Genomic DNA, 17219 nt, shown 5'->3' with positions numbered 1-17219 from the left:
AGCTGCTGACGCTGCGGGTGGATGCGCGCAAGCCGCCGGCCAAGGGTGAGGTGGTGCACGTGGCGATCCGCCCGGGGGAGGCGCACGTGTTCTCCCCGGAGACCGGGCTGCGGGTCTCCCAGGACGAGCGCTGACACCCATCCGTTGAGCAGGCGTGAGGGCCCCCGGACACCCGTCCGGGGGCCCGCTGCGCACTCAGGGGATGAAGACGATCTTCCCGGCGGTGCGGCCTTCGAGCATGCGGGCGAACCCCTCGCGGGCCTGGTCCAGGGGCAGCTCGACGTCGATGACCGGCCGCACGCCGCTGACCCGGCACATCTGCACCAGCGACTCCAGCTCCTCGCGGGTGCCCATCGTCGAGCCGACCACCGACAACTGGGTGAAGTAGACCCGGTTGAGCTCGGCGCCGGGGTCGAAGCCGGTCGTGGCCCCGGAGGTGACGATGACGCCACCGGGCTTGAGCGACTTGACGCTGTGGCTCCAGGTCGCCTTCCCGACGGTCTCCATGACGCCGTCGACCCGCTCGGGCAACCGGGCGCCGGTCTCGAAGGCCTGGTCGGCGCCGAGCTCGAGCGCCACGGCCCGCTTCTCCTCGCTGCGGCCGGTCACCCACACCCGGAAGCCGGCGGCCCGGCCGAGGACGACCAGCGCGGTGGCCACGCCGCCGCTGGCGCCCTGCACGAGCACCGTCTGCCCCGGCCGCAGGCCGGAGCGGACGAAGAGCATGCGGTAGGCGGTCAGCCAGGCGGTCGGCAGGCACGCGGCCTCGGCGAAGGACAGCTCGGCCGGCTTGGGCAGCAGGTTGCGCCGGGGGACGGCCACCCGCTCGGCCATCGTGCCCTGGTGCAGCTCGGAGAACAGCGTCCGCTTCGGGTCGAGGGTCTCGTCGCCGGTCCAGCCGGGGCTGGCCACGACACCGTGGACGACGACCTCGTTGCCGTCCTCGTCCAGTCCGGCCGCGTCGGTGCCCAGGACCATCGGCATCCGCTCCTGCGGCAGGCCGACGCCGCGCAGGCTGAACAGGTCGTGGTGGTTGAGCGAGACCGCCCGCACCTGCACCGTCGTCCAGCCGTCGGGGACCTCGGGCTCGGGGCGCTCGCCGACCTCCAGCACGGACAGCGGGTCGTCGGGCGAGGGGGAGGAGACGAAGACGGCGCGCATGCGCCGGACGTTAGGACACGGCGGTCCGGCGGGCGACAGCGCGCCCGCCGGACCGGGCGCTCAGGAGGCCGGCGGCGGGCAGGCGGTGTGGTAGTAGGACAGCGCGCTGTCGTGGCCGTCGACGACGCCGACCGTCAGCGGCTGTCCGCCCTCGAGCGTGACCGTCACGGAACCGGCCAGGGTGGCGGCGCGGTGCAGCACCCGGCCGACGCAGTGGTCCCGGTTGCCCGTGCGCCCCTCCCGCTGCGTCGGGCCGGTGCCGGTCCAGGCGAGGTCGACGTCGAGGGTGCCCGCCGTCGCCGCCAGGCCCTGCCCGCCGGCCGGCGCGCAGGTCACCGGCACGGCCGAGCCGCTCAGCGTGGCCGACTCCAGCGACACCACCGATCCCGTCAGGTCGCCCAGCGGGGTGCACGCCAGACCGTCGACGTAGACCTCCACCGGGGTGACCAGCGCGCCGGTGGTGTCGCGCGTGACCGCGGCGGCCACGGTGAGCGGGGCGCCCTCGGCGGTGCCCAGCTGCGTGGTCGCCTTGTACTCCGTCGTCGCCCCGCGCCCGTCGGGCGGCGCCGCCGCGGCGGTCCCCGGCAGCAGGCCCGCGGTGCCGGCGGCCAGCAGCACCGTCAGCGCGCCGGCCGTCCTCGTCCTCATGTCGTCCTCCTCCGCGCCGTCCGGTCCGTCCGGGTGGGCGCGGGCGGCAGGCTGGCAGCGCCGCGGCCGCGCCGGAACGCCTCCGCGCGCGGCGGTGCGGGAGGGCGGCGTGTCGCCCGGGGCGCGCCGGCCCCGTCAGCGGACGACGACGACGGCGTCCTGCCGCGGGACGAACTCGCCGATCACCGGCGCGCCGGGCACCTCACCGGCCAGCAGCAGCCCGCCGGAGGTCTGCGCGTCGGCCAGCAGCAGCGCCTCGTCCCCGTCCACCGCGGACAGGTCGGTGTGCGGCCGGACCCAGTCGAGGTTGCGCCGGGTGCCGCCAGAGACGAACCCGGCGGCCAGCGCCTCGCGCGCGCCGGTCAGGTAGGGGACGGCGGCGGCGTCGACCACCGCGGTCACCCCGCTGGCCCGCGCCATCTTGTAGAGGTGCCCGAGCAGGCCGAACCCGGTGACGTCGGTGCCCGCGCGGATGCCGGCGGCCAGCGCCGCGAGGGAGGCGTCCCGGTTGAGCGCCGTCATCGACGCCACCGCCTCCTCGCTGACCTCGCCGGTGGCCTTCATCCGGTTGTTGAGCACCCCGACGCCCAGCGGCTTGGTGAGCGACAGCGGCGTCCCGGCGACGGCGGCGTCGTTGCGGACGACCCGGTCGAGGTCGAGCACGCCGGTGACCGCCATGCCGTACTTGGGCTCGGGGTCGTCGATGGAGTGCCCGCCGCCGACGTGGCAGCCGGCCTCCTGCGCGGTCTCCAGCCCGCCGCGCAGCACCTCGGCGGCGAGCTCGGCCGGCAGCACGTCGCGCGGCCAGCCGAGCAGGTTCACCGCGACGACCGGGGTGCCGCCCATGGCATAGACGTCGGAGAGCGCGTTGGCCGCGGCGATCCGGCCGAAGGTGTACGCGTCGTCGACCACCGGGGTGAAGAAGTCGGTGGTGAGCACCAGCCCCTGCCCGCCGGCGATCCGGACCACCGCCGCGTCGTCGCCGTCGTCGAGGCCGACGACCAGCTCGGCGGCCGGGGCGGCCGGACCGGTGTGCGTCAGCCCGGCGACGACGGCCTCGAGCTCGCCGGGCGGGATCTTGCAGGCGCAGCCGCCGCCGTGGGCGAACCGGGTCAGCCGGACCTGCTCCGGCGCGGTGGTCACGGGCCCACCGTAGGCTGGGCGGCGGAGGCGTCAGGGTGTCTGGTGGCCCCCGCGGCCTCTAAAGCCGACGTGGCCGAGCAGCTCGGTCAGGCGGGTTCGATTCCCGTCCGCCTCCGCCAGCCTCCCCGCGGGCCGGCGCGCATACGCTCCGCAGCGATGAGCGCCGACCCGCGGCGGGCAGTGCCCCGCACCGACACGCTGCTGGCCGACCCCGCGCTGGCCGGCGCCGCCGCCCGGCTGGGCCGCGACCTGGTCAAGGACGCCGTCCGCGCCGTGCAGCAGCGGGTCCGGGACGGCTCGCTCGCCCCCGAGGACGCCGTCGGCGCCGTCCTCGCCGCCCTGCCGGCGACGGCGGGCAGCCTGCGGCCGGTGCTCAACGCCACCGGCGTCCTGGTGCACACCAACCTCGGGCGGGCACCGCTGTCGGAGGCCGCGGTCGAGGCGGTGGTCGCGGCCAGTGGCACCACCGACGTCGAGCTGGACCTGCGCACCGGCCGGCGCGGGCCGCGCGGGGAGGCGGCGATCGCCGCGCTGCTGGCCGCCGTCCCCGCCGCGGAGGCGGCGATCGTGGTGAACAACTGCGCCGCCGCGCTCGCACTCGTGGCCACCGCCCTCGGCGGGGAGCTCGTCATCGCCCGCGGCGAGCTGGTCGAGATCGGCGACGGTTTCCGCATCCCCGAGCTGCTGGAGGCCACCGGCGCCCGGCTGCGCGAGGTCGGCACGACCAACCGGGTGACGCCGGCCGACTACACCCGCGCGCTCGGTCCGGACACCGGCGCGGTGCTCAAGGTGCACCCGTCGAACTTCGTCGTCCGCGGCTTCACGACGGCCGTCCCGGTCGCCGACCTGACGGCGGCGCTCGCCGGCACCGGGGTCCCGCTGGTGGCCGACGTCGGCTCCGGCCTGCTGCGGCCGCACCCGGTGCTGCCCAACGAGCCGGACCTGCAGACCACCCTCGCCGACGGCGCCGACCTGGTGCTGTCCAGCGGGGACAAGCTGCTCGGCGGCCCGCAGGCCGGGCTGCTGCTGGGCCGCGCCGACCTGGTGCAGCGGCTGCGCCGGCACCCGCTGTACCGGGCCCTGCGCGTGGACAAGACGACGCTGGCCGCACTGGAGGCGACGCTGCGCGGCCCGCTGCCGCCGGTGCAGCGGATGCTCGCCGCCGACGTCGCGGGCCTGCGGGCGCGGGCCGACGCGCTGGCGGCCCGGCTCGCCGCCGCCGGGGTGGACGCGGCCGCCGTGGACTCCGCGGCCCGGGTCGGCGGCGGCGGGGCGCCGGAGCACCCGCTGCCCAGTGCGGCCGTCTCGCTGCCCGAGCCGTTCGCCGCGGCGCTGCGGACCGGGCCGCGGCCGGTGGTCGGGTACGTCGCCGACGGCCGCACCCTGCTCGACCTGCGCAGCGTGCCGCCGTCGGCCGACGACGACCTGGCCGCCGCGGTGCTGGAGGTGGCCCGGACGTGGAGGTGATCGCGTGGACGTGATCGCGACCGCCGGCCACGTCGACCACGGCAAGTCGACGCTGGTCCGGGCGCTCACCGGCATGGAGCCCGACCGGTGGGAGGAGGAACGCCGCCGCGGCCTGACCATCGACCTCGGCTTCGCCTGGACGACGCTGCCCTCGGGCCGGGTGGTCGCCGTCGTCGACGTGCCGGGGCACGAGCGGTTCGTCGGCAACATGCTCGCCGGGGTCGGGTCGGTGCCCGCGGCGCTGGTCGTGGTGGCCGCCGACGACGGCTGGTCGGCGCAGACCGCCGAGCACGTCGCCGTCCTCGACGCGCTCGGCGTGCGGCACGCGCTGCTCGCCGTCACCAAGGCCGACCTCGCCGACCCCGCGCCGGTGCTCGCCGACGCCACCGAGCGGCTGGCGGCCACCTCGCTGGGCGCCGTGCCGGGGGTGGCGGTCAGCGCGCCCACCGGCCGCGGCGTGCCGGAGCTCGCCGCCGCCCTGGAGACGCTGCTCGCCGGCCTGCCCGCGCCCGACGCCGCCGCGCCGGTGCGGCTGTGGATCGACCGCGCGTTCCCCGTGCGCGGCGCCGGCACCGTGGTCACCGGGACCCTCGCCGCCGGCACGGTGACCGCCGGCGACCGGCTGCGGCTGCGCGACCGGGAGGTGGGCGTCCGCGGCGTGCAGTCGCTGGGCCGGCCGGTGGACCGGGCGACGGCGACCGCGCGGGTGGCGCTCAACCTGCGCGGCCTCGCCGTCGAGGACCTCTCCCGCGGCGACGCGCTGCTCACCCCCGGCGCCTTCCGCGACACCGCCGAGCTCGACGTCGTCCTCGACCGCGACCCGGCCGACCGGCTGCCGGCCGAGGCGGTGCTGCACGTCGGCTCGGCGGCGGTGCCGGTGCGGCTGCGGCCGCTCGACGGGACCGCGGTGCGGCTGCGGCTGGCCTCGGCGCTGCCGCTGCGGGTCGGCGACCGGGTGCTGCTGCGCGACCCCGGCGCCCGGCGGGTGCTCGGCGCCGACGTGCGCGACGTCGCCCCGCCCCAGCTGCGCCGCCGCGGCGCGGCCCGGCAGCGGGCCGCGGAGCTGGCCGGGCAGGACACCGGCCCGGCCGGCGCCACGGCCGACCTGGTCCGCCGCCGGGTGATGCGCGCCGACGACTTCACCGCGATGGGCTGGCCGGTGCCCGACGACGCCGTCCGCGCCGGGCCGTGGCTGCTGGCCCCGGGGCTGGTCGAGACGCTGGCCCGGCGGGTGCCGGGGCTGGTGGCCGCGCACCGGCAGGCCTTCCCGCTCGAACCGGGCCCGCCGGTCGCCGTCGTCCGGCGGGAGCTGGACCTGCCCGACGACGACCTGGTGCGGCTGGCGGTCCGCCCGCCGCTGGCCCTGCGCGAGGGGCGGGTGGTCGTGGCCGCCGCGGGGCTGCCGCCGGCGGTGCAGCGCGCGGTGGACGGGATCCGGGCGCGGCTGGCCGCCGACCCCTTCGCCGCCCCCGACGCCGAGGAGCTGCGCGCCTCGGCGCTGGGCCCGCGCGAGCTGGCGGCCGCGGTGCGCGACGGTCAGCTCGTCCGCATCGCCGAGGGCGTGTACCTGGCCCCGGGCGTCGAGCGGGTGGCGCGCGAGCGGCTGGCGGCCCTGCCGCAGCCGGTCACGCTCAGCCAGGCGCGCTCGGCGTGGGGGACCTCGCGCCGCGTCGCCGTGCCGCTCATGGAGTGGCTGGACGCGCGCGGGGTGACCGAGCGGCTGCCCGACGCGACCCGCCGGCTCCGGTGACCTCTCTGGTGCGGTCGGGGACCACCGCCCACTCCTTCTGAGCGCAGTCGTGCTCTGCCCCCGATGCGGGGCAGAGCACGAGTGCGCCGGTGCGGTAACCCGGGCGCCGGGGCGGGTCACCCGGCGAGGTGGCCCCACCGGTCGGCCAGCTCGTCCCACCGGCCGGTGGCCGCCACGCGCCCCTCCTCCAGGACGACGACCCGGTCGGCCCGGGCCAGCGCCGAGCGCTTGGCGCTGGCCCCGACCACGGTGACCCCGCGGCCGCGCAGCGCCTCCCACAGCTCCAGCTCGGTGCGCGCGTCGAGGGCGGAGGACACGTCGTCGGCGACCAGCAGCTCGGCCTCGGTGGCCAGCGCGCGGGCCAGCGCCAGCCGCTGCACCTGACCGCCGGACAGCCGCACCCCGCGGTGGCCGACCAGGGCGCCGTGCCCGCCGGCGTCCTCGACGTCGGAGGTCAGCCGGGCGTCGTCCACCGCGGTCTGCAGGCGCCGGTCGTGGTCGAGGGTGATGTTGTCGGCGAAGGACCCCGACAGCACCCGGGGCACCTGCCCCACCCACGCCACCTGCCCCGGGCGGAGGAACAGCTGCGGGTCGTCGACCTCCCGCTGGTTCCACCGGATGGCGCCCTCGTGGTCGACCAGCCCGGCGAGGGCGGCCAGCAGGCTGGACTTGCCCGACGCGACCCGGCCGGTGAGCAGCACCAGCTCCCCGGCCTCGACGGTCAGGTCGACGCCGGCGGCGCCCACCGTGCCGTCGTCGTGGACGGCGGTCACGCCCTCCAGCACGAGCCGCTCCAGCGGCACCCGGCCGGTCGCCGGCGGGGCGGGCGCGACGCCGGCGACGAGGTCGACGCCCGGGGGCTCGGCGACCAGGTCGGTGCCGCCGGCCAGCTGCGTCGTCGCCTCCAGCCAGCGCCGGGCCACCGGGGCCTCGGTGATGGCGGCGCCGGCCACCGTGCCGAACCAGCTCGACCCGCTCACCGCGGTCGTGACGAGCAGCGTGGTCGGCAGGTCCCACCCCCCGGCCAGGTGCACGGCCCAGGCCGCGACCACGCCGGCCTGCACGAGCAGGTTCGGCACGCCGTCGAGCAGCGTGCGCACCCGGTGCTCCCGCACGTACGCCGCCACCCGGTGCCCGTCGACGGCCTCCAGGTGGGCGCCGACGGCGGCCGTCGCGGCCGCCAGCTTCACCGTGCGCGCGGCGTCGAAGGCCGACACCAGGGAGCGCCCGAAGCGGGCGCGCGCGTCGCCGGCCTCGCGGGCGGAGGAGCCGGCCAGCGGCGCCCCGGCGACCGACACCAGCGCCGACAGCGCCATCACCCCGCCGACGACGGCCCCGGCCAGCAGGCTCTGCCCGGCGACGGCGGTGGCGGCCACGACGACGACACCGATGGTGACGTCCACCCAGCGGTCGACGTAGAGGACCAGGCGGTCGCTGTCCAGCGCGCGTGCGGCGATCTCGCCCGGCGGCGTGCGCACCAGGCGCCGCTGCATGGTCTGCCCGCGCAGCACGCCGAGGCGCAGCCGCAGGGTGACCGTCGACCACCACAGGAAGTAGGTCCGGAAGGCCACGGCGAGCAGCAGCGGCGCGGTGAGGACCGCCGCGGCCAGCAGCCCGGCGTCGGCCCACGGCGTGCGCCCGGCGTCCAGCGCCTCGACGAGACGGCCCCACAGCCACCCGGTCACCGGACCGTAGGCGCTGAGCATCGACACGCCGAGGAAGGCCACCGCCCCGAGCAGGCCCCACCGCGGGTGGACGGCGACCAGGCGCGCGACCGTGCGGGCCAGGCCCGGCGTCCGCACCGGCGCCGCCGGCCGGGGCGGGCGCCGCTCGGCGCGCACCGACAGCGCCTCCCCGGCCGGGGCGGGCGGCGGCTCCGCACCGGAGGCCCGCAGCAGCTCGGCGAACGGCCCGGGCGTGCGCGCCAGCTCGGCCCGCGGCCCGTGCTGGACCACACGGCCGCGCTCGAGCACCGCGACGGCGTCCGCGTGGCGCGTGGTGGACAGCCGGTGGGCGATGACGATGCCGGTGCGTCCGGACAGCAGCCGCTGCGCGGCCTGGGTCACCCGGTGCTCGGTCTGGGGGTCCATGCGCGCGGTGGCCTCGTCCAGGACGACGACCGCGACGTCGCGAACGAGCAGGCGCGCGAAGGCGACCAGCTGCTCCTCCCCGGCCGACAGCGTGACGCCGCCGGTGCCCAGGCGGGTGTCGAGGCCGTGCGGCAGCGAGGCCACCCAGTCGGTGAGGCCGAGCGCGTCCACGGCGTCCCCGACCACCGGGCGCGGGACGTCGGCGAACAGCGTGACGTTGTCCGCCAGCGTGGCCGCGAGCAGCTCGGTGCGCTGGGTGACCACGCCGACGGCGCGGCGCAGGTCCTCGACCGCGGTGGCGGTCACGTCCTGGCCGCCGACGAACACGGTGCCCGGCGGCGGCTCCACGGCCCGCGACAGCAGCCGGGCGAGGGTCGACTTGCCGGCACCGGTGCGCCCGACCAGCGCGCAGGTGGTCCCCGCCGGCACGAGCAGGTCGACGTCGGTCAGGGCGAAGCCGCCCGGGTAGGCGAAGGTGAGCCCCCGGATCTCGACGTCCGCCGGCCCGGCCGGCACCGCGGTCCCGCCCGCCGGTTCCTGCGGGGCGTGCAGCAGGGCGCGGATGCGGGCGAGCGCGCCCAGGCCGGCCTGCAGCTCGGGGAGGTGGTTGGTGACCTGGTTCAGCTGCCCGACGAAGGCGGTGACCAGCAGCCACAGGGTCACCAGCTGCCCGGTGCCGAGGCGGCCGGCGCCGACCAGACCCACCCCGGCGACGGCCACCGCCGCGAGCATGGCGTGCACCACCAGGCCGGTGCGCAGGCTGACCGTCGTCGCGGCGACCGCCGTGGCGCGCACCCGCCGGAGCACCTCGGCGGACTGGCGGGCGTAGGCGCGGACCACGTGCGGCTGGCCGAGCGCCGAGCGCACGTCGTCGCGCCCGGCGACGGCCTCCTCCAGCTGCGCGGAGTGGTCGGACCAGGCCGCCTCCTCGGCCAGCTTGCGCGCCGCGACCACGCCGGCCAGGCGGCGCGAGACCGCGACGGCGGCCACCGCGACCAGGGGGAAGGCGATCCACGCGGGCCACCAGGTCAGCCCGGCGACGACCCACGCCAGCACCGAGCGCAGCGCCGAGCGCCCGAGCTCCCAGCCGGTGCGGCGCAGCAGCTGGCCGACCTGGCGGGGGTCGTCGTCGACCCGGTCGAGGACCTCGCCGACCGCCTGCTCCTCCAGCACCGGCAGCGGCTGGCGCAGGGCGGCGCCAAGCAGGTCGGCGCGCAGCCGGCCCTCCGCCCGCCCGACGATCCCGGAGAAGAGGGTGCGGCCGGCGGTGTCCAGGACACTGGCGCCGAGCAGCAGCGCGGCCAGCAGCGCGACCAGGCCGGACCGGGGGTGCTCGGCCAGCCGGCCCGCGACGACGGTGGCCAGCGTCTCCCCGACGGCGCCCAGGAGCGCGGCGACCAGTGCGGCGCCGCTCGCGCGCCCGGCCAGCCGGCGCCACGTCAACGGCGCGGGGACCACGGCACTCCGATCCGGGCGCCGCGGGTCGCCGCGAGCGCCCTCAACGACGGTCGGTGACGAGGACGCTAGCCCGCGCCGCCGACGACCCGCGCCCGCTTTTCCGGTGCTGCGACCGAGGCGCGGAGGTCAGCCCCCGGCCTGGCGCAGCAGGGTGTCGCGCTCGTCGGCGTCGGTGCTGTCCGGCCGCGTCGTGCCGGCGTCCACGGTCTCCACCGTGTCCTCCGGGTCGACCGGCTCGGGCAGGGTGCGGAAGCGCGCGCGGGGGTCCTCGGGTGCGGTCACGGGCGCAGCATCCCGCGCCCGACGGGCTACAGGGAGGGCACCCAGCGTGCCGGGCGCTTCTCGCGGAACGCCGCGATCCCCTCCTGCCCGTCCTCACCGGCGAAGGCCCGCGCGGAGAGCTCCAGCAGGTCGTCGAACGAGCCGCGCAGCCCGCCAGACCGCAGCAGCCGCTTGGTCTCGGCCAGCGCCCACGGCGACCCGGCCGCCAGCGCGCGCACCTGCACGTCGGCCGCGGCGTCGACCTCCCCGTCGGGGGCGACGAGGTCGACCAGCCCGCCGGCCGCGGCCGCCGCCGCGTCGAACACCTCCCCGGTCAGCATCAGCCGGTGCGCCACGTGCGGCAGCATCCGCGGCAGCACGACGGCGGAGATGACCGCGGGCACCAGCCCCAGCCGCACCTCGGACATGCCGAAGGTCGCCGAGGCCGCGGCGACGACGACGTCGCAGGCGGCCGCCAGCCCCACGCCGCCGGCCCGGGCCGGCCCGCGGACGACGGCGGCCACCGGCTTCGGCGAGGTCCAGATCGTCTCCAGCAGGTCGGGCAGCTCGCGCACACCCTGGTCGCCGGCACCCGCCCCGGCGGCCTCCGACAGGTCCATCCCCGAGCAGAAGACCCGGCCGGTGTGGTCGAGCACCACCACCCGGACGGCGTCGTCGGCCAGGGCGGCGTCCAGCGCCTCGCGCAGCTGCGCCCGCAGCGCGCGGGAGAGCGCGTTGCGGTTGGCGGGCGAGTCCAGGACGAGCCGGGCCACGCCCCCCTCGACGGTCCGCTGCAGCAGCCGGTCGTCGTCCACGGGTGCAGAGCTCACCCCGGCATCCTGCCCACCCTGGCGGCGGCGCGGCACACTGGGAGCAGATGAACACCGTGCTGCCGCTGCTCCCGGGGTCCCCGGCGAGCCCGTCCGACCTCCCCGACGCCGCCCGCGAGCACCTCACGACGACGCCGTTCGGCCTCTACGTGCACGTGCCGTTCTGCGCCACCCGCTGCGGCTACTGCGACTTCAACACCTACACCTCCGACGAGCTCGGCCCCGGCGCCAACCGGGCCGAGTACGCCGGCACCGCGATCGCCGAGCTGCGCCGCGCCGCGGAGGTCCTCGGGCCCGACCTGCCCGCGGTGTCCACGGTCTTCGTCGGCGGCGGCACCCCGACGCTGCTGCCCGCCGACGACCTGGCCGCGGTCCTGGCCGCCGTCCGCGAGCTGTTCCCGGTCGACCCCGCCGTCGAGGTGACCACCGAGGCCAACCCGGAGTCGGTCACCCCGCAGTCGCTGGACACCTTGCGCGCGGCGGGCTTCACCCGGCTGAGCCTGGGCATGCAGTCGGCCGCCGAGCACGTCCTCGCCGTCCTCGACCGGCGGCACACCCCGGGCCGCGCGGCGCAGGCCGCCCGCGAGGCGGTCGAAGCCGGGTTCGGGCACGTCAACCTCGACCTGATCTACGGCACCCCCGGTGAGACCGACGCCGACTGGGCGGCCTCCCTCGACGCCGTCCTCGCCGCGCCGGTCGACCACGTCAGCGCCTACGCGCTCATCGTCGAGGAGGGCACGCGGCTGGCCCGCCGGATCGCCCGCGGTGAGCTGCCGCTGCCCGACGACGACGTCCTCGCCGACCGCTACGTGCAGGCCGACACCGTGCTGCGCGGCGCCGGCTTCGACTGGTACGAGGTCAGCAACTGGTCGCGCGGGGACGCCGCCCGCTGCCGGCACAACGAGCTGTACTGGGCCAACGCGAACTGGTGGGGGATCGGGCCGGGCGCGCACAGCCACGTCGGCGGCGTGCGGTGGTGGAACGTCAAGCACCCCGCCGCCTACGCCCAGCGCCTGGCCGCGGGGGAGAGCCCGGTGGCCGACCGCGAGGTCCTCGACGACGCCGACCGCGCGCTGGAGACGGTCATGCTCGGCCTGCGGCTGCGCGACGGGCTGCCGCTGACCGCGCTGTCGGACGCCGGCCGGCTGCGGGCCGCCGACGCCGTCGCCCGCGGGCTGCTCGACGCGGGCGCGCACGCGGCCGGGCGGGCGGTGCTCACCGACCGCGGCCGGCTGCTCGCCGACGCCGTCGTCCGCGACCTCACGGACTGAGGAGGGACCTCCCTTCCGGTCAGGTGGCCCCCGTGCAGGGTCCCGCCGCGAGCATGCGAGTGGTGGGGGGCAAGGGGGTCCTTCGCCTGACGGGTGTCACAGCGGACCGGCGACGTCCCGCACTACTGCCGGCACCGCCCGCCCGGCCAGGCTCGACGCCGTGACCACACCCGCCCTCGACGTCTGCGGCCTGACCGTGCGGCACGGCGACGTGCTCGCCGTCGACGGCCTCGACCTGCGCATCGGCCGTGGCGAGACCGTCGCGCTGCTGGGCCCCAACGGCGCCGGCAAGTCCTCCACCGTCTCCGCCGCCCTCGGCCTGGTGCGGCCCGCGGCCGGCCGCGTGCGCGTGCTCGGCCGCGCCCCCGCCGACGCGGTCCGGGCCGGCTGCGTGGGCGCGATGCTGCAGCACGGCGGGCTGCCCGGTGAGGCACGGGTCGGCGAGGTGCTGCAGCTGGTGCGCCGCAGCTACCCCGACCCGTGGCCGCTGGCGGACCTGGCCGCCACCACCGGCACCGACGGGCTGCTGGGCCGGCCCGTCGAGGCCCTCTCCGGCGGCCAGCGGCAGCGGGTGCTGCTCGCCCTCGCGCTGGCCGGTCAGCCGCCGCTGCTGCTGCTCGACGAGCCCACCTCGGCCATGGACGTCGAGGGCCGCCGCGCCTTCTGGGCCACGATGCGCGCGCTCGCCGCCCGCGGCACCACCGTCGTCTTCGCCACCCACCACCTGGAGGAGGCCGACGCGGTCGCCGACCGGGTCGTGGTGCTGGCCGGCGGGCGGCTGGTGGCCGACGGGTCGTCCGCGGCGGTCCGCTCGGCGGTGTCCGGGCGCAGCGTCCGGCTCACCGCCGCGCGGCTGCCCGACGACCTCCCCGGCGTCACCGCGGTGACCCGCCAGGGCGCCGTCGCCACCCTGGCCACCGCCGACGTCGAGGCCACCCTGCGGGCGCTGCTCGACCACGGCGTCGCCCTGACCGACCTCGAGGTGCGCGGCGCGAGCCTCGAGGACGCCGTCCTCACCCTCACGACGGGAGCCCTCCGATGAGCCCGCTGCTCGCCTTCCAGCTGCGCCGGATCGGCCGCAACCGGCAGTACCTGCTGTTCACCGTCGTCCTGCCGGCCGCGTTCACCGTCTTCTTCACGCAGGTGTTCGCCGGCCAGCCGGGCGGGGTGAGCCAGGAGCAGGCCGCGGCCACGATGGTCGCGATGATGGCCTACGGCGCCATCGGGGCGGCCCTCGGCGCGACGATCCGGCTCTCCTTCGACCGCGCGTCGGGCTGGCTGCGGCAGCTGCGGGTCACCCCGGTGCCGCCGGCGGCGGTGGTCACGGTCGACGTCGCCGTCGGCGTGCTGCTCACCCTGCCGCCGCTGCTCGTGGTCGCGGCCACCGGCCGGCTGGTCAACGGGGTGCGGCTGGCGCCGGGGGAGTGGGCCGGCCTGCTGCTCGTCCTGTGGCTGGGGTCGGCGGTGTTCGTCGCGCTGGGGCTGCTGCTGGGCTGGGCGCTGGAGCAGGAGGCGGCCGGCGGCGCGATCGGCGTCGTCGCCACCGTGCTGGCCGTGCTCGGTGGGCTGTGGGTGCCGGTCGAGCTGTTCCCGTCCGGGCTGCGCGCGGTCGCGCACGTCCTGCCGTCCTACTGGTACGCCGAGGCCGGGCGCGCGGCCGCCGGCGGCAGCGTGCCGGTGCTGCCGCTGCTGGTGCTCACCGGTGCCGCCACGGTGTGCGCCGCGCTCACGGTCGCGGTGGCCCGCCGCCGGTCGCTCACCGCGGTCGCGGGCTGACCGGGCTACGGTCGGGCGCCGTGGACCCCCGTCCCCGCTGGTACCGCATCGGCTGGGCGCTGCCCTGGCTGCTGTTCCAGTTCTTCCCGGTCGCCGACCTGCTCACCACCGACCGGCCGCTCGCCGTGCGGGTGGCCGCGGGCGCCGGCCTGCTGGTGTTCACCGCCGTCTACCTCGCCGTCTTCCGCCGGGCCTTCGACGGCTGCTGGACCGGGTCGCTGTGGGGCCGGCTGGCCGTCGTCGCGGTCCTCGGCACCGTCCTCGCCGCCGCGATGGGGCCGTCGTGGGCGGGCCTGCTCGTCTACGTCTCGGCGGCCGCCGCGGCCGCGCTGCCCACCCGGTGGGTGTGGCCGGCCGTCCTCGCCGCGGCGGCCGTGTGCGCCGCGGTGGTCACCCTCGGCGGGGAGCCCGGGCTGCTCATCCTCCCGGTGCTGTGCCTGCTCACCGCCTTCGCGCTGCGCGGCACCCGGCACCTGGTGTCGGTCAACGCCGAGCTCGCCGAGGCCCGCGAGGAGCTGGCCCGCAACGCCGTCGCCGAGGAGCGGCTGCGCTTCGCCCGCGACCTGCACGACCTGCTCGGCCACAGCCTGTCGCTCATCGCGCTCAAGAGCGAGCTGGCCGGCCGCCTCGCCGAGGTCGACCCCGCCCGGGCGCGCGCGGAGATGGCCGACGTCGAGGCCGCCGCCCGCCGCGCGCTGGCCGAGGTCCGCGACGCGGTCAGCGGCTACCGCCGGGTCAGCTGCGCGCAGGCGCTCGCCGAGGCCCGCTCGGCGCTGTCCGGCGCCGGCATCTCGGTGCGGCTGCCCGCCCGGGTGCCCGCGCTGCCCGGCCCGGTCGACACCGCGCTGGGCTGGGTGGTGCGCGAGGCGACGACGAACGTGCTGCGGCACAGCGGCGCCCGCGCGGTCGCCGTCGCCCTCACCGACGACGGCACCCAGGCGGTGCTCACCGTCACCGACGACGGCCGCGGCCCGGCCGGCGACACCGGGCCCGGGTCGGGGCTCACCGGCCTCGCCGAGCGCGTGGGCGCCCTGGGCGGCGCCCTGACCGGCGGTGCCGGCCGCGCCGGCGGGTACGAGCTGCGGGCCGTCCTGCCGCTGGCGCCCGCGGCGGTCCCGGCGGGAGCCGCCCGGTGATCCGCGTCCTGGTCGCCGAGGACCAGTCGATGGTGCGCGGCGCGCTGCGGGCGCTGCTGGAGCTGGAGGAGGACATCGAGGTCGTCGCCGAGGTGGGCCGCGGCGACGAGGTGCTCACCGCCGCCCGCGAGCACCGCCCCGACGTCGCGCTGCTCGACATCGAGATGCCCGGGCAGGACGGCATCGAGGCCGCACGCGAGCTGGCCGCCGCGCTGCCCGCGGTGCGCGCCGTCGTGCTCACCACCTTCGGCCGGCCGGGGTTCCTGCGCCGCGCGATGGAGGTCGGCGCGGCCGGGTTCCTTGTCAAGGACGCCCCGGTCGCGGAGCTCGCGCGGGCGATCCGCGCCGTCGTCGCCGGGGAGCGGGTGATCGACCGGGACCTGGCCGCCGCCGCGCTCGCCCTCGGGGCGACGCCGCTGTCGGCGCGCGAGGCCGACGTCCTGCGCGAGGCCTCCGACGGCGCGACCGTGGCCGACATCGCCCGCCGGCTGTTCCTGTCGGAGGGCACGGTGCGCAACTACCTGTCCTCCGGGATCGGCAAGACCGGCACCCGCACCCGGGTCGAGGCCGCCCGCGTCGCCGCCGACAAGGGCTGGCTCTAGCGGCTCAGAGCCCGGGGGCCATCAGCGTGCCGGGTCGGCGGGCATGAGCGCGTCGAGGTCGAGGACCCGCACGTGGATGACGGTGCGCTGCTGCAGCGCCGCCCGCAGCGCCCGGTGCAGGCCGTCCTCGAGGTAGAGGTCGCCGTGCCACTGGACGGCGTGCGGGAACAGGTCGCCGTAGAAGGTCGAGTCGTCGGCGAGCAGGGCGTCCAGCGCCAGTTCGCGCTTGGTGGTGACCAGCGTGTCGAGCCGGATCTGACGGGGCGGGATCATCGCCCAGTCCCGCGGGGCCAGGCCGTGCTCGGGATAGGGGCGGCCGTCGCGCACCGCTTTGAAGATCAGGGACCCGACCTCCGTCCGCACCCACCCCGTTCCGGCACCGTCGGCCGTCACCCTATCGACCGTCCGGGTGACCCGTTCGGCCCCGTCCAGAGGCTCACCGCGAGCTCGCGAGCGGAGAGGGGGACGGGGTCCTTCGCGTATGCTGGTCTGGCACTCCGTCCGTGCGAGTGCCAGCCCGCCGCAGGGCGGCCGGCGTGCCCCGACCGCGCGCCCGGGCCCGCCCGCACGACGACGTCGACCGGTACGGGGAGGTGTCACCGTGGCGCACGACGAACGCCGCCTGCAGGTCCTGCGGGCCATCGTCCAGGACTTCGTCTCCACCAACGACCCGGTGGGCAGCAAGGCCCTGGCCGAACGGCACGACCTCGGGGTCTCGCCGGCGACCATCCGCAACGACATGGCGGTGCTCGAGGAGCAGGGCTACATCACCCAGCCGCACACCAGCGCCGGCCGGGTGCCCACCGACAAGGGCTACCGCCTCTTCGTCGACCGGCTCTCCTCGGTCAAGCCGCTGTCGGCCGCCGAGCGCAGGGCGATCGAGCGCTTCCTCGACGGCGCCGTCGACCTGCACGACGTGCTCGGCCGCACGGTGCGGCTGCTCGCGCAGCTGACCCACCAGGTCGCCGTCGTGCAGTACCCCACGCTCTCGCGCAGCGCCGTGCGCCACCTCGAGGTGGTGCAGCTGACCGGCTCGCGGCTGCTGCTGGTGCTCATCACCGACACCGGCCGGGTCGAGCAGCGGGTCGTCGACTGCCCGGCCGACGTCACCCGCGACGACGTCGCCGACCTGCGCACGCTGCTGAACGCGGCGTTCACCGGCGCCCGGCTCGCCGACGCCGGCGGCAAGGTGCCCGACCTGCTCGACACCGCCCCGCCGCACCTGCGCGTGCTGGTCGCCGCGGTGGGCGCGGCGCTGGTGGAGACGCTGGTCGAGCCGGGGGAGGACCGCCTGGTCGTGGGCGGGACGGCGAACCTGGCGCGGGTCGCCGTCGACTTCCCCGGGAGCCTGCGGCCGCTGCTGGAGGCGCTCGAGGAGCAGGTCGTGGTGCTCCGGCTGATCAGCGAGGTCGACTCCGGCGGTGCGGTGCTCGTGCGCATCGGCGAGGAGAACGCCCACGAGGCGCTGGCCGGTGCGTCGGTCGTCTCCGTGGGGTACGGAACCGGCGACCGGGCGCTGGGCGGGCTGGGCATCGTGGGCCCGACCCGCATGGACTACCCGGGCAACATGGCCGCGGTCCGCGCCGTGGCCCGCTACGTCGGCCAGCTGCTGGCCGAGAGCTGAGG

The 17219-nt window shown here is 77.8% G+C and carries 15 protein-coding genes and 1 tRNA gene; 9 read left to right on the top strand and 7 right to left on the bottom strand.

Annotated elements, in window-relative coordinates; translation table 11 throughout:
- Nucleotides 1–195: 195 nt before the first annotated feature.
- The 3 genes from ACI780_RS19460 to selD all read right to left on the bottom strand — a co-directional run bounded on the left by ACI780_RS19460 (nt 196) and on the right by selD (nt 2952).
- Nucleotides 196–1161 (bottom strand): zinc-binding dehydrogenase, encoded by a 966-nt coding sequence (locus tag ACI780_RS19460; protein ID WP_457005049.1) that lies wholly within the window; start codon nt 1159–1161, stop codon nt 196–198.
- A gap of 60 nt (nt 1162–1221) precedes the next feature.
- Nucleotides 1222–1809, bottom strand: a complete 588-nt coding sequence (locus tag ACI780_RS19455) for a hypothetical protein (protein WP_456872733.1) — start codon at nt 1807–1809, stop codon at nt 1222–1224.
- A 135-nt stretch (nt 1810–1944) separates the two neighbouring features.
- A complete protein-coding gene (gene selD / locus ACI780_RS19450) occupies nt 1945–2952 on the bottom strand; it encodes a selenide, water dikinase SelD (RefSeq protein ID WP_456872732.1) in 1008 nt (335 codons plus the stop codon).
- A gap of 23 nt (nt 2953–2975) precedes the next feature.
- Here selD and ACI780_RS19445 point away from each other — a divergent pair.
- The 3 genes from ACI780_RS19445 (at nt 2976) to selB (ending at nt 6169) form a co-directional block, all read left to right on the top strand.
- Nucleotides 2976–3071: transfer RNA gene (locus ACI780_RS19445), tRNA-OTHER, on the top strand.
- 37 nt (nt 3072–3108) lie between these two features.
- On the top strand, nt 3109–4419 hold the full coding sequence (gene selA / locus ACI780_RS19440) for an L-seryl-tRNA(Sec) selenium transferase (RefSeq protein ID WP_457005046.1): 1311 nt from the start codon (nt 3109–3111) through the stop codon (nt 4417–4419).
- 4 nt (nt 4420–4423) lie between these two features.
- On the top strand, nt 4424–6169 hold the full coding sequence (gene selB, locus ACI780_RS19435; protein ID WP_456872730.1) for a selenocysteine-specific translation elongation factor: 1746 nt from the start codon (nt 4424–4426) through the stop codon (nt 6167–6169).
- A gap of 116 nt (nt 6170–6285) precedes the next feature.
- On the opposite strand, the gene ACI780_RS19430 is transcribed toward selB, so the two are convergent.
- The 3 genes from ACI780_RS19430 to ACI780_RS19420 form a co-directional block, all read right to left on the bottom strand.
- Entirely contained in the window at nt 6286–9717 is a 3432-nt protein-coding gene (locus tag ACI780_RS19430; protein WP_457005044.1) for an ATP-binding cassette domain-containing protein, read from the bottom strand.
- Between the two features lie 126 nt (nt 9718–9843).
- Complete coding sequence (locus ACI780_RS19425) at nt 9844–9999, bottom strand: hypothetical protein (RefSeq protein ID WP_456872728.1); 156 nt, start codon at nt 9997–9999, stop codon at nt 9844–9846.
- A 26-nt stretch (nt 10000–10025) separates the two neighbouring features.
- The gene (locus ACI780_RS19420) at nt 10026–10808 is read right to left on the bottom strand and encodes an enoyl-CoA hydratase-related protein (protein ID WP_457005042.1); all 783 of its coding nucleotides are present in this window, start codon (nt 10806–10808) and stop codon (nt 10026–10028) included.
- A gap of 47 nt (nt 10809–10855) precedes the next feature.
- Between ACI780_RS19420 and hemW the strand changes: the two genes are divergently transcribed.
- The 5 genes from hemW to ACI780_RS19395 all read left to right on the top strand — a co-directional run bounded on the left by hemW (nt 10856) and on the right by ACI780_RS19395 (nt 15593).
- Nucleotides 10856–12079, top strand: a complete 1224-nt coding sequence (hemW, locus tag ACI780_RS19415; RefSeq protein ID WP_457005040.1) for a radical SAM family heme chaperone HemW — start codon at nt 10856–10858, stop codon at nt 12077–12079.
- A gap of 160 nt (nt 12080–12239) precedes the next feature.
- On the top strand, nt 12240–13121 hold the full coding sequence (locus ACI780_RS19410; protein ID WP_457005038.1) for an ABC transporter ATP-binding protein: 882 nt from the start codon (nt 12240–12242) through the stop codon (nt 13119–13121).
- The gene (locus ACI780_RS19405; RefSeq protein WP_457005036.1) at nt 13118–13855 is read left to right on the top strand and encodes an ABC transporter permease; all 738 of its coding nucleotides are present in this window, start codon (nt 13118–13120) and stop codon (nt 13853–13855) included. Before ACI780_RS19410 ends, ACI780_RS19405 begins: the two co-directional genes overlap by 4 nt.
- 20 nt (nt 13856–13875) lie before the next feature.
- Nucleotides 13876–14991 carry a sensor histidine kinase gene (locus tag ACI780_RS19400; protein WP_457005034.1) on the top strand — a complete coding sequence of 372 codons (1116 nt, stop codon included), beginning with the start codon at nt 13876–13878 and terminating at the stop codon, nt 14989–14991.
- A complete protein-coding gene (locus tag ACI780_RS19395) occupies nt 14988–15593 on the top strand; it encodes a response regulator transcription factor (RefSeq protein ID WP_457005032.1) in 606 nt (201 codons plus the stop codon). Before ACI780_RS19400 ends, ACI780_RS19395 begins: the two co-directional genes overlap by 4 nt.
- A 21-nt stretch (nt 15594–15614) precedes the next feature.
- Here the strand turns inward: ACI780_RS19395 and ACI780_RS19390 are convergent, their stop codons facing one another.
- Nucleotides 15615–15986 (bottom strand): type II toxin-antitoxin system VapB family antitoxin, encoded by a 372-nt coding sequence (locus ACI780_RS19390; protein WP_456872720.1) that lies wholly within the window; start codon nt 15984–15986, stop codon nt 15615–15617.
- A gap of 208 nt (nt 15987–16194) precedes the next feature.
- Between ACI780_RS19390 and hrcA the strand changes: the two genes are divergently transcribed.
- A complete protein-coding gene (gene hrcA / locus ACI780_RS19385) occupies nt 16195–17217 on the top strand; it encodes a heat-inducible transcriptional repressor HrcA (protein ID WP_456872719.1) in 1023 nt (340 codons plus the stop codon).
- Nucleotides 17218–17219: the final 2 nt, after the last annotated feature.

The sequence above is a fragment of the Geodermatophilus sp. SYSU D00814 genome (genome assembly GCF_054050055.1).
The sequence above is the reverse complement of the archived record's forward strand: the minus strand, read 5'-3'. Positions and strand labels throughout refer to the sequence as shown.

Coding starts and splice junctions, on each gene's coding strand:
- ACI780_RS19460 (WP_457005049.1), bottom strand. CDS start 1,161: ATGCGCGCCGTCTTCGTCTCCTCCCCCTCGCCCGACGACCCGCTGTCC.
- ACI780_RS19455 (WP_456872733.1), bottom strand. CDS start 1,809: ATGAGGACGAGGACGGCCGGCGCGCTGACGGTGCTGCTGGCCGCCGGC.
- selA (WP_457005046.1), top strand. CDS start 3,109: ATGAGCGCCGACCCGCGGCGGGCAGTGCCCCGCACCGACACGCTGCTG.
- hemW (WP_457005040.1), top strand. CDS start 10,856: ATGAACACCGTGCTGCCGCTGCTCCCGGGGTCCCCGGCGAGCCCGTCC.
- ACI780_RS19405 (WP_457005036.1), top strand. CDS start 13,118: ATGAGCCCGCTGCTCGCCTTCCAGCTGCGCCGGATCGGCCGCAACCGG.